This is a genomic window from Pseudomonas sp. HD6422, from assembly GCF_025377065.1.
Lineage (GTDB): Bacteria > Pseudomonadota > Gammaproteobacteria > Pseudomonadales > Pseudomonadaceae > Aquipseudomonas > Aquipseudomonas putida_U.
The window spans coordinates 59111-71221 of record NZ_JAHWIW010000019.1 but is presented as its reverse complement, the minus strand read 5'-3'; the positions used below and the strand labels follow the sequence as shown (position 1 = coordinate 71221).

Sequence of the window (12111 nt, the reverse complement as noted above, 5' to 3'; positions counted from 1 at the left end):
GAACGATGTGTCATTCGTTGGGCGTTGCAATCATGGCGCAGTGCTGTCCGGCCGACAGGCGGTCGTGAACAGGGCCGCGATGGCGGCCCTGGTGCAGTCAAGAATGCTCGGCATGCGCTGCCGTTTGCGGCGGGCTTTGCTCCGCCGCCTCGAGCGGCGGATGTTCCTGGGCGGCGTGCATCAGGTCTTCGGTCACCCGCAGTTCGGCACCGGTGGGCGAGAATGTCGCGGTGGCGGCGAACGGCGCCGGGTGTTCGGCCTTGGGCCGCTTGCCGCGACGCCAAAGGAAGAAGCCGAACATCGCTCCATTGATCACGGTGAAGGCCCAGAACAGGCCGACCTCGCCGAACGAGGTCATTACCGGTGAAATCGCCAGCGGTGCCAGCGCCGAGCCCAGCGAGTTGATCAGCAGCAAGCCCTGGATCATCGGCACCAGGGCATCGGAAGGCGCACGGTCGGCTGCACTGCTGACCGCGACCGGGTACAGCGCGAACACCCCGCCCCCGAGCAGGAACAGCAAGACCGGCAGTAGCATCGAATTCGCCGGCAGCAGCACGACGATCACCGACAGCACGGTGCACAGTGCTGCCAGTGCGATCAGGACGTCCTGGCGGTCCTTGCGGTCGGACCAGCGACCGACCGGGTATTGCAGCAGCATCGCACCGAGGATCACCCAGGCCATCATGTTGCCGATCTCACCCACGTCCATGCCGATACGTTGCAGGTACAACGGCAGCAGCGCGTAGATCCCGGCAATGGCCGCGCCCGAGCCGAAGCAACCGACCAGCCCGGTCGGCGCGACGCCCAGCAGTTGGCGGGGCTTGAGGGGTTCGACCTGCTCCAGCAACGGCGAGACTTGTGGCAGGATCACGATGGGCATCACCGAAAGTGCCGCGAGCATGCCGGCGACCATGAATGGCGCGGTCTCGCCCCAACCGGTGATCTCGCCCAAGGTGGCCTGGGCGATCACTCCGGCTCCATAGAAGGCGATCATGTACAGCGCCAGCAGGCGGCCACGGATCTTCGCGTCACCGGCCAGCAGCAACCAACTCTCGATCACCAGGAACACCCCCACCGTTGCCCAGCCGTTGATCAGGCGTAGGGCGATCCACCAGGTGGTGTCGTAGAACAGGCCTTGGGCCAGGATGGTCGCGGCGATCAGTGAGGCGAAACTGCTGTAGGCGCGGATGTGGCCGATTCGCAGGATCAGCCGGTCGTTGAATACGGCGCCCAGGGTCAGGCCAATGAAATAGGCCGACGAGACGATACCGATCATGGTTGCCGATTCGCCGGCAGCGCCCAGGCGCAGAGTCGTCAGGGAAGACATGAAGCCATTGCCCAAGGCGATGATGAAAAGCCCGAGCAGGGGTGCCAGCGCCATGGCCAGCAAACGCGGAGACATAGTTACCTCGAATGGATGAAGACGGGATGAGCGCCTCTTCGAACACGCACGGCGCACCGGGCCATGACGGGCCGGTGGGCTGCACGGGTGTGCCTAAGCTGGATGCGACCTGGGCAAGACTCAACCGCTAAACCTGTCAGGAAGTAGGTCGGGCGGGGTCGGTTGAGCCTATTGCACATGGGCGGGCATGTGTTCAGGCACGGACTTTGTCGTTGCTGCCGGTTGCCACCGTTCAAGGCGACGGCCGAAAAGGAGGCGCGATTCTAAGCCCTGCGAACGATTTGCCCAAGGGGCTGACACCTGCGACGAGACGCCGCACCGCAGGATTTGCCGGGGCGGTGTCTGCAATAGGCAAATGGATGACGGTTGCGATCACATATGCCTGCCCCACACGGCCCTGGCTGCGGCATACTGTCGCATTTCCAAGGAGGGCAAGGTTCATGCTGGCGTCGTTGTCTGCCATTTTGGCACCCGTATTCATCGTTGCTGGCATAGGCTACCTCTGGGCCCGAAAAGGGTTCGACTACCCCACCGAGTTTGTCGCGCGCATGGTCATGACTGTCGGCACGCCCTCGTTGGTGCTGTCGACACTGAGCCGGACCGACTTGCAGGCCGAAGCCTTTCTCAGCATGGCCGGCGCTTGCAGCCTGTGTCTGGTCGGCATGGCCCTGGCGGGTTGGCTGGCGTGCCGGGTGGGTGGGTATCAGTGGCGGGTGCTGATGCCGGCATTCATGTTTCCCAATACCGGCAACATGGGGCTGCCGATCAGCCTGTATGCGTTCGGTGAGCATGGCCTGGCACTGGCCGTGGCGTTCTTCCTGACCTTGTCGGTATTCCAGTTCACCTTGGGGCTGGCCATTTCCGGCACTGCCGCCTCGTTCAAGGCCTTTGTGCGCAACCCTATTGTCATTAGCCTGGCGGGGGCGATGCCGATCATCTTCCTGGGTGTCGAGTTGCCGCGCTGGCTGGCCAATACGGTCGACCTGCTCGGCGGGATGAGCATTCCGTTGATGCTGCTGACTCTTGGCGTGTCTCTGGCCAGCCTGCGCTTGCGCCATGTTGGCAGCGGTCTGCTGCTGGGCGGTCTGCGTCTTGTATTGGGGGCGGCGGTGGGTTGGCTGGCCGGCCTGGTACTGGGCATGGGGGAGTTGGAGCGGGCGGTGCTGATGGTGCAGTCGTCGATGCCGGTTGCGGTGTTCAATTACCTCATGGCGGTGCGCGCCAACCGTGAACCCGAGCAGGTGGCGAACCTGGTGATGTGTTCGACGGTGCTGTCCTTCGCCTGGCTGCCGCTGGTGCTTTCGTGGACCCTGTGAAGGTTCTGGCTCCAGTGGCAGCCGTGCGGACGGTCAGGGCGTGACCAGACGCTCATGTTTCCAGCCAGCGTCGGTCAGGACCATGGCATCGGTGGCCTGGAGCGGTCGCTCTGCGCTGGCCACCGCCTTGTCCAGGTCGGCGATGCCGTTGCGAACGCTTTGCTGCTTTGCCCACTGTGGCAGCCCAATGACCTTGTAGGCATAGGTCACTTGTGAAGTCTGTTTGCCGTTGCTGCGCGTAGGTTCGCTGAAGCGTTTGACATCCGTGACCTGCGCCTTGCCGAAGCACAGCCCGCCGACGGCTTTGCCATCGCGTTGCCGGCCGACATTGGCCTTGTAGTACTTGCGGCCTTCCTCGGTCAGGTCGTAGGCGTAGTAGATATCGGTACGAGCAGGTTGCCACAGGCGCGCCGGCACCTCCGTGCGGGAAATCTCCTGTTCACTGACCACGCCCACCTTGGCCAGCGCATGCAGGGCCTGGTTGGTGCCGTGGATGTCGAAGTCCTTGGTCTGGGTGGGAAACGCGCTGATCACGAAGCAGTGGGGATATTGCGTATCGAGGTAGGCCTGGGCGGCTGCTTGGAATGTGGCCTTGTTCGGCTGCTCGTTGCCGGAGCAGCCGGCCAGCGCCGATAGCAGCGCCAGGGGTACGATCTTCCTGTACATGATGAAGCGTCCTTGGATTGCCGAAAGTATTGCGGTGGGCCGAATTAGACCCCACGTACTAGAGCGGCGCAATCGTGGCAGGACGGCATCTCAGGATACAAGGAGCGGGCTCGTCGGAGTGGCGAACCGCTGCGAACACCGGCAAGGCCGGTGCCATGCAGATGCCGGGACCGCTAAGGAGTCGGCACATCTCGGCTGCGCAGCTTCTCCGGCAGAGCGAACAACAGCAGCAGCACCGTCGCCACGCAGGCTCCGGCAATCAGATACAGCGCTGGCGTGGTCGTGCCGGTCAGGTCACGGATACGTCCCACCAGCACCGGGCTGACGATGCCGCCCAATTGCCCCATGGTGTTGATCAACGCGATTCCGCCTGCGGCTCCGGCGCCGGCGCCGGCCAACAGTTTCGGTGGCAATGCCCAGAAGCTCGGGATCGATGCGACCACCCCCGCACCCAGCAGGCCCAGGGAAACCAGCAGCAACGGCGTGTTGTCATCGAACAGGCCCGCGCACAGGAAGCCCACCGCACCCAAGCCGATCAGGCCAGCGGTGAACCAGCGCCGCTCGCCCGTAGCATCGGACAGCCGTCCGCACACCACCATGGCGATAGCCCCGCAGATGTATGGCACAGCGGTGAGCAGGCCGATCACCGTTGGATTCTCGGTACCGGCACTGCGAATCAATTGGGGTGCCCAGAAGTTCAGGCCGTAGGACGCTATCTGGATCAGGAAGTAGATCAGCCCCAAGGTCAGGAAACCGGGAATGCGAATGGCCTGCAGCAGCGAGCCCTGGCCATGCCCGGCCTGGGGTGGGTCGATTCGCGACAGCAATAGGCGTTTTTCACCGGCATCGAGCCAGCCGGCATCCTCGATGCGGTCTTTGAGCAGCGTCAGCACCAGCAGACCCAGGGCTACGCAGGGGATGCCGCCGAGCAGAAACAGCCAGTGCCAGCCGCGAATCTGCAAGGCACCATCGAGATGGCCCAGTACCAGGCCGGAGATCGGTGCCCCGAACAGCCCGGCGAATGCCGAGGCGAGGAACAGCAACGAGGTGATACGGCCGCGATAATGGCGCGGGAACCATAGGGTCAGGTAGTACAGCACGCCGGGCGCAAAACCAGCCTCCATCGCACCGATGACGAAGCGCAGGGCATAGAACTGCCATTCGGTGGTGACGAACACCATGGCCGCCGTCGCCAGCCCCCAGGAGATCATGATGCGGGCGATCCAGCGGCGTGCGCCGACTTTGTAAAGCATCAGGTTGCTGGGAACCTCGAACAGCACGTAGCCCACCACGAACAGGCTGGCGCCAAGGCCATAGGCAGTGTCGCTGAAGCCCAAGTCGGTCTGCAGCTGGAACTTGGCGAAGCTGATGTTGATGCGATCGAAGAAGGCGAACAGGTAGCAGACCATGATCAGCGGCATCAGGCGCCAGGCTACCTTGCGGATCAACGCTTTTTCAGTATCGGCCACGCCTTCGGCGGCCGACTGCAGAGCAGTAAGACTCATGGGTAGTTTCTCCAGTTGGGCCACCTGAGGGCAGCCCTGTTGTTCTTGTTTTCTGGTGGGGGCAAGCCCCCGATCTACAGCGGTGAATCAGGCTGGCAGGTCAGCCGGCAGCGGGTGCAGGTCGCAGTTGCGTCCGGCCTTGGCCAACTGGCCAGGTACTTCATGGCCGAGCAAAGCGGGCAGACCGCGGGACAAGGCCAGTAGGCCGTCGAGGTCGATACCGGTCGGGATGCCGGTTTCCATGCACAGGTTGACCAGGTCTTCGGTGCAGATGTTGCCCGAGGCGCCGGGTGCGAAAGGGCAGCCGCCGAGTCCGCCGAGCGCAGCGTCGAAACGCCTCGCTCCGGCTTCGAAGGCGGCCAGCACATTGCACAGGCCAAGGCCGCGGGTGTTGTGGAAGTGCAGGGTGAGCATCGCCGCCGGCAGTCGCTCCAGGCTGCGCCGCACCAGACGTTCGACCTGACGCGGGTTGGCCATGCCAGTGGTGTCGGCCAGGGTCACGCCCTGCACGCCCAGCGCTAGGTAGGCATCGACCAGGCGCATGACCTGATCCCCGTCGATCCGACCCTCGAATGGGCAGCCGAAGGCCGTGGCCACCGTCGCGTTGAGGCTCACATCCCGGCCTTGCACGGCCTGGACGATATCGCCGAAGCCGGCCAGGGATTGCTCCCGGCGCATGCGCATGTTCGCCAGGTTGTGCGACTGGCTGGCCGACAGCACCAGGTTCAACTCGTCGGCACCCGCTGCCAGCGCCCGCTCGGCGCCCTTCAGGTTGGGAATCAGGGCTACGTAGACCACGCCGGGCGCACGCTGGATACCACGGAATACCTGGTCGCCATCGCGCAGCGCCGGAATCGCCTTGGGCGACACGAACGAGCCCGCCTCGATACGACTGAAGCCCAGTTGTGAGAGGCCATCGATCAACGTGATCTTGTCTTCGCTGGGGACCCAGGTGGGCTCGATCTGTAGGCCGTCACGCGGGGCCACCTCTTGGATCAGCATGCGATCTGGATGGGTCGGAATCATTGCACCACCCCCTGGGCTCGCAGTTGGGCAATCTGAGCGGTATCCATGCCGAGGCCGCCGAGCAGCGCATCGGTATGCTCGCCCAACGCCGGGCCCTGCCAGTCGACTCGTCCTGGGGTCGCCGAAAGTTTGGGGACGATGCCCGGCATGCGCACCGGCGTGCCGTCCGGCAAACGGCTGTCGAGCAACATGTCGCGGGCGTTGTAATGCGGGTCGTTGACGATATCGGCCACCGAGTAGATGCGCCCGGCGGGCACCTCTGCGGCCTCAAGCGCGGTCAGCACCTGTTCGATGTCATGGCGACGCGTCCAGGCCTCGATAGCCTCGTCAAGCAGCGCAGCCTGGGCGGCGCGGCCATCGTTGTGAGCGAATTGCGGCGCCTCGCCCAGGTCCGGGCGGCCGATGACCTGCATCAGGCGGCGGAAAATCGGGTCGCTGTTGCCGGCGATGACCACGAAGGCGCCATCGGCGGTGCGGTAGGTGTTGGACGGGGCGATACCCGGCAGCGAGCCACCACTGCGTTCGCGGACGTGACCGAGCAGATCGTACTCCGGCACCAGGCTTTCCATGAGGTTGAACACGCTTTCGACCAGCGACACATCCACCACCTGGCCGACGCCGCCGTTGGCGCGCACGTTGAACAGCGACAGGAGGGCGCCCATCACCGCGTGCAGCGAGGCCAGCGAGTCGCCCAGGCTGACCCCGGCGCGGGCCGGTGCCGAACCTTGCTCACCCGTGGTGTAGCGGATGCCGCCCATGGCTTCGCCGATCGCGCCGAAACCCGGCCGGTCACGGTACGGACCGCTCTGGCCATAGCCGGAGATACGCACCAGGGTCAGCTTGGGATTGAGTGCGTGCAGCACGTCCCAGCCTAAACCGAGCTTTTCCAGGGCGCCTGGGCGCAGGTTTTCGATCAACACATCGGTTTCGCCGAGCAGGCGCTTGACGATCTCGAGGCCTTCGCCGGCCTTGAGGTCGAGTGCCAGGGACTTCTTGTTGCGCGATTGCAGATACCACCAGAGCGAGGTGCCTTCGTGCAGCTTTCGCCACTTGCGAAGAGGATCACCCTGACCCAGGGCTTCGATCTTGATCACTTCGGCGCCGAACTCACCGAGCAGGCGAGCGGCGAAGGGGGCGGCGATCAGGGTGCCGATTTCCAGGACCCTGATGCCTTCGAGCGGGGCAGGCATGCTGCAGACCTCTTTGTTCTTGGACTTTGAGGCAGAGCGTAAGCAGCCTGTGCACGCGGCACCACTTCCGTGTTGGCAACAACCCTTCGCCAAACGCGAAGGGTCCTCAGCAGGGGTTGCCGCTCAGGTGTTCGAACAGCAACCGGCTCACCGGTGACAGCGCCTCGCGTTCACGGGCCACCAACAGCAGTTCACGCTCGGCCCATTCATCCTCCAGGGTCACCGCGCTCAGCCCTAGCGCCGCGCCGAACAGCTCGAACGCCTTGCGCGGCAGAATGCCCACACCCATGTCGGCCTGGACCATGCGGCACACGGCGTCGAAGCTCGGCACGTGGATGCGCAGGCGCAACACCTTGCCGGCCCGACGGGCCGCCTCGACGCTGCGCATGTTGATCGAACTGGCGGCGTGCAGGCCGACGAAATCGTTGTCCAGGGTGTCGCAGAAGGCCACTTGTCGGGCAACGGCCAACGGATGGCCCGCTTGCACGACCAGCACCAGCTGGTCGCGCTTGTAGCGCACCGTGTGCAGGCCCCGGGTATCGCAGTCGCTGGAGCAGATGCCAAGGTCGGCGACGCCGTCGAGCAAGCCCTGGACCACGCCATTGCTCGGGCGTTCCTCGAGCTCCACCTTGATCCGCTCGTGGCGTGCGGAAAACTCAGCGAGATCTTCTGGCAGGAACTGGATGATCGCCGAGAGATTGGCCAGCATGCGCACGTAACCGCGCACGCCTTGTAAATGCTCGCCCAGCTCCAGGCCGATTTTCTCCAGGTTGAACAGCATGCGCCGAGCATGGTGCAGCAGCGTCTCACCTGCCGGCGTCAACTGCATGCCGCGTGCCTGGCGGGCGAACAGCGGCGTACCCAGGGCGCTCTCGAGCTCGTTCAGCCGTTTGCTCGCCGCCGACAGGGCGATCGCCTCGCGCGTGGCGGCGCGGGTCAGGCTGCCTTCTTCGTGGATCGCCACGAACAGTTGCAGGGTGACCAGGTCGAGGCGGCGGATCAGGTTGTTCAACTGCATGGCTTGGCTTGCACGGTTAGGCGCTCGGTAGCGCAGGGGCGCTGTTGGGCATCATTAGCAGTTGGTCTGCCAGCGGTGAGCGTGGGCTGTTGCGGTACGGCCATGTTCGCGGCATTGTCTGTGTCCATGCAGCACACTGTAGCGGAGCGCCGCGTGGCTGCCTACCTGATCGCTGCCGCACAGGCCTTAATGGGTCAGTTGCTCAACAGGCCAAGCTCGCTGGGAACCCGGCCGGTCCAGCGTTTGAATGAGCGACGAAAGTTGGTGTTGTCGTTGAAGCCCAAGTACTGGGCGACCTCGTCATTGCCGTAACCCTTGATCTGGTACAGGTACAGCGCCAAGTCTCGTCGCACCAGATCCAGTTGCTCCTGAAAATGCGTGCCATGCTTGGCCAGGCGGCGTTTGAACGACGCCGGGCTGTTGCCGAACGCCGCCGCCACGCGCTCCAGGTTCAATGGCTGGCGGATCAAGCCGAGCAGGTATTCTTGCAGGCTATCCAGAAAGCTACTGTGCCAGCCCCAGACCGTCAGTTGCGCATCGCACGCCTGGCGAGCCACCTGCTGGGCCGTCGAGCCGGCTTCGGGCCAGGGTTGCAGCAGGCACTCACGGGGCAGGCTCATGACCGTCGACGGGCAGCCAAAGCTCAGTGCGTCGCCCAGGTGTACCCAGTACTGCTCCACGTACGCAGGTTCGGCATGGGCGAACTGGAAGCGCCAGGGCAACTGCGCCTGCTGTTGGCGGCGGGCGAGGGCCACCACCGCGGTCATGCTGGCTTCGAGCAGGAACACTCGGTGCTCGTCCACTGCGCAGCTTTCCCGCCAGTGCAGATGCAGGTAGCGCTCGTCCAGGTGCAACACCGGGGTCACAAGAGGCGATAGCAGCGCCCGATACTGACCGATGCGCTCCAGTGCCTGGAGCAAGTGGTCGGCCTGCTCCAGCAACAGGCTGGCCGGGCCATAGTGCCCAGGCCACAGGCGCTGACCGTAGAGAAAGCTGCTGTCGGCAGCATCCAGCAGACGCTGGGCGTTGCCGATCAGGCGCAAGAACTGCTGCGCACTGATCAGTGCGTTGCCGGTGATGATGTCGTCGTAAAACAGCCCGCAACCGCGCAGCAAGTGATGGGTGTCGATACCCCGCGAGCGGGCCAGGTCGATGAGTACCGCCGGCAGGTGGTGGGCGGCGATGAATCGGTTGTCGCCTTCGTAGCCGTTCATGCGCTGCGTACCTGGCGTGGTTTGGCGCGGCTCAGTGCCAGGTTGAGGCGCTTGAGCAGCTGCGCCGGGTCTTCGTCCAGAGCCATCACGCTGGCCACCGTTGCGCTGAGTTGCAGGCGCTCGCCATGACGCCGGGTATGGTGGGCAAGGTGGGCGACGCTCAGGCGCAGGGCGTCGCCCATTGCCTGGGCCTGGCGCTCGCCGGTGTTGGGTAGCACGGCGACGAAGCGATCACCCGCCAGACGGCAGAGCATGTCCTGCTGACGCAGGTTCAGCACCAGCAATTGGGCGACCACCTGAAGTACCTGGTCGCCCTCGTCCTGGCCGTAGCGCTGGTTGATCAGGTTGAAACTGTCGAGGTCGATGGCCACCAGCGACAGCGGTTGCTGCTCGTCGGCAGCCTGGACCAGCGCCTGCTGCAGGTGTTGGCGCAGATATTGGGCGCCAGCCAGCGGGGTCAGCTTGTCGAACAGGCGATGTTCGCGAAACAGTTGCTCGCGCTTGCGCATCTGTTCGGTGATGGCGCGCTGCTCCTGTTGCAGGTGATACATGCCGAGGGTCATCAGCAGCATGCCGATCGGCATCGGTGCGGTTTCCAGCCAGTTATCCCAGATCGCCTCGGGGGCTAGGCGGATGAATTCGTCGAGGGTGTCCATCCACACCGAGAAGGCGATGCAGCACAATCCCAGGGACAGCAAGCGGGTGACTCGCCCGGCAGGGCGTCCGCGCAGCAGCATCACCAGCCAACCGCAGAGGATCAGGCAGGTGCCTCCTTCGCCGGCGACGTCCATCCAGTTGATCTCGGCCCAGGGTTTGACGGTGCCGGCGGCCAGGTAGATGAGCAGGCCGCAGTTGGCTGCCAGGACCAAACAGGCCAGGGTCAGCCCATGCTGTTTCAGAAGCGGGGGAAGGCGCATGTGCGGGTGATCCTTCATTGTTGTAGTCGAGTGCGGCCCTGGCATGGATGCCTGCGCAAGCGCCAGGGGCTTGCGCAGCATGCCTGGGGTTTATCTCAATCCGATGACGCTCACTTGCCCCGTGTAGTGCAGGGCAGCCCGTCCGGCCCTGTGTTCTCGCGACAGAAGCGTTCTTGCGCCAGCGCTAGTCTGGGCGCTTGCAGGAATTTACGGCCCTTGGCGTCGCGCTGGATGTCGAACGCATCGTAGAGCTGGTCGTCCGCCGAGTAGGCGCGTACGCGCAGGCGGTTCTGCTCGACCACGACGGTCTGGTACAGCTGGGTATCCTCGGCAATACGATCGGGCTGGGTGTGGGCGCGGTCGTTCAGGCCATACATCTTCGAGCCGGTGACCGAAACCATGTATACCGGCCCGATGGGGCGTTTGTTGCGTTGCGCTGCCTGGGTAGCAACGCGGCCCTGGGCATGGGTCAGGCGGCTGTAACAGTGATCATGACCTTGCAGCACCAGATCGACCTTGTAGCGCTCGAGCAGGGGTTGCCAGGCCGTCTTGAGTACCTCGGTGTCGTCCGGTCGGGCGCAGGTGTAGACCGGCTGGTGCATCACCACGATGTTCCAGCGTGCCTTGCTGTTGGCCAGCGTGTCTTCCAACCAGCGTGTTTGTGCTTCCAAGGTGCCCAGGTCCAGGGCTGAGGTGCCGTCGAGGACCACGAAGCGCACGTTCTGGTAGTCGCTGAAGTAGCTGGTGGCCTGGACGCCAGCTGCGCCGTTGCGTGGCAAGGCGAACTGCGCCGGTACATGGGGGCTGAGGGTGCGGCTTTCGCTGCCATCCGGATTACGCGCCTCGAGGTATTCGTGGTTGCCGAACGCCGGCAACTGCGGGACAGCTGCATAGGACCAGCCGCCGGCCTGGTTCCATTCGCCCCATTCGTCGTCATGGGCCAGGTCGTCGCGTGAGGCCACCAGGTCGCCGGCGTGCACCACCAGGGCTGGATGGGCGACGCTGCGCAGGGCTTGGCGGATGGTGCGCGAGGCGATGGCGAGGATGTCGTTCTGGGTGTCGCCGAGGTAGACGAAAGTGAACGGCGCGAAGGTCGCCTTGGCGGTGCGGAATTGATGCCATTCGCTCCATCCGGCACTGCCTTTGACTCGGTATACATAGGCGGTGTCGGACCGCAGATGGTCCAGGCGCACCTGATGGTAGTTGGCCGGGCCATTATCGCTGTCCAGGCGCTGGGTGATGCCTTCGACCTGCGTGGCCTTGGCTGCCAGCGAGGGGCCGGCAAGAGCTGGGCCCAGTTCCAGTACGGCGTCTGCCTGGGCCAGGTCGGTGCGGTAGCTGACGGCCATCTGGGTGGCGGCGTTCTGCCCAGGCGTGAGCACGATACGGTCGGCCAGGCCTTTGGCCGCGTAGGGCAGACCGGCCGAGCGCGGCAGCGGCTGGGCTTCGGGCTGCGCGGCGGCCAAGGGCAGGGCGACGCACAGCAGGGTGGCGAACAGCAGGGGGCGATGCATGGGGTTTCCTCTTTAGGCCCGTAAGGCGTGTTGGGGCGCAAAGGAAACAAAGCCAGATGACGGTTCGGTGACGCGGCAGGGGGTCGATTTAGCTCAGATGACTATCAGAAAAATCGCGATTTATCGGGCGAAACCGTCTCTTGCAGGAGCGGGTAAACCCGCGAAGAACAACCGCGTGGATGGCACCGGCGGTGCCGGTGTTCGCGGGTAAACCCGCTCCTACACGAACGCATGGGTAGGTCATATCAGCTCAGATTCACCCCGAAATAGTCTGAAAACGAGCGTTTCAGAGCCTGCGAAGCAGAGCCTGTCACGTAACTGCCACAGACAATTTCTAGCTTTC

At 64.3% G+C, this 12111-nt stretch carries 10 protein-coding genes; 1 reads left to right on the top strand and 9 read right to left on the bottom strand.

Annotated features, from left to right (window positions below; translation table 11 throughout):
* Window positions 1-97: 97 nt before the first annotated feature.
* A complete protein-coding gene (locus KY379_RS15400) occupies window positions 98-1402 on the bottom strand; it encodes an MFS transporter (protein ID WP_196173724.1) in 1305 nt (434 codons plus the stop codon).
* 440 nt (window positions 1403-1842) lie between these two features.
* On the opposite strand from KY379_RS15400, the gene KY379_RS15395 reads away from it, so the two are divergent.
* The gene (locus KY379_RS15395) at window positions 1843-2718 is read left to right on the top strand and encodes an AEC family transporter (protein WP_196173726.1); all 876 of its coding nucleotides are present in this window, start codon (window positions 1843-1845) and stop codon (window positions 2716-2718) included.
* Window positions 2719-2751: 33 nt separating this feature from the next.
* Here KY379_RS15395 and KY379_RS15390 read toward each other — a convergent pair whose 3' ends face one another.
* The 8 genes from KY379_RS15390 to KY379_RS15355 form a co-directional block, all read right to left on the bottom strand.
* The gene (locus KY379_RS15390) at window positions 2752-3384 is read right to left on the bottom strand and encodes a hypothetical protein (protein ID WP_133323886.1); all 633 of its coding nucleotides are present in this window, start codon (window positions 3382-3384) and stop codon (window positions 2752-2754) included.
* A gap of 173 nt (window positions 3385-3557) precedes the next feature.
* Window positions 3558-4889 carry an MFS transporter gene (locus tag KY379_RS15385; protein ID WP_261240705.1) on the bottom strand — a complete coding sequence of 444 codons (1332 nt, stop codon included), beginning with the start codon at window positions 4887-4889 and terminating at the stop codon, window positions 3558-3560.
* An 87-nt stretch (window positions 4890-4976) separates the two neighbouring features.
* Window positions 4977-5915 carry a hydroxymethylglutaryl-CoA lyase gene (locus KY379_RS15380; RefSeq protein ID WP_261240707.1) on the bottom strand — a complete coding sequence of 313 codons (939 nt, stop codon included), beginning with the start codon at window positions 5913-5915 and terminating at the stop codon, window positions 4977-4979.
* Complete coding sequence (locus KY379_RS15375) at window positions 5912-7105, bottom strand: CaiB/BaiF CoA transferase family protein (RefSeq protein ID WP_261240708.1); 1194 nt, start codon at window positions 7103-7105, stop codon at window positions 5912-5914. The genes KY379_RS15380 and KY379_RS15375 overlap by 4 nt, the downstream gene beginning before the upstream one ends.
* Before the next feature lie 106 nt (window positions 7106-7211).
* Window positions 7212-8123, bottom strand: coding sequence for a LysR family transcriptional regulator (locus KY379_RS15370; RefSeq protein WP_196173733.1), 912 nt, complete (start codon window positions 8121-8123; stop codon window positions 7212-7214).
* Window positions 8124-8317: 194 nt separating this feature from the next.
* On the bottom strand, window positions 8318-9337 hold the full coding sequence (locus tag KY379_RS15365; protein ID WP_196173735.1) for an AraC family transcriptional regulator ligand-binding domain-containing protein: 1020 nt from the start codon (window positions 9335-9337) through the stop codon (window positions 8318-8320).
* Window positions 9334-10254, bottom strand: a complete 921-nt coding sequence (locus tag KY379_RS15360) for a GGDEF domain-containing protein (RefSeq protein WP_133323892.1) — start codon at window positions 10252-10254, stop codon at window positions 9334-9336. Before KY379_RS15360 ends, KY379_RS15365 begins: the two co-directional genes overlap by 4 nt.
* A gap of 110 nt (window positions 10255-10364) precedes the next feature.
* Window positions 10365-11768: a purple acid phosphatase family protein gene (locus KY379_RS15355; protein WP_261240711.1), complete on the bottom strand. Its 1404-nt coding sequence runs from the start codon at window positions 11766-11768 to the stop codon at window positions 10365-10367.
* Window positions 11769-12111 lie beyond the last annotated feature (343 nt).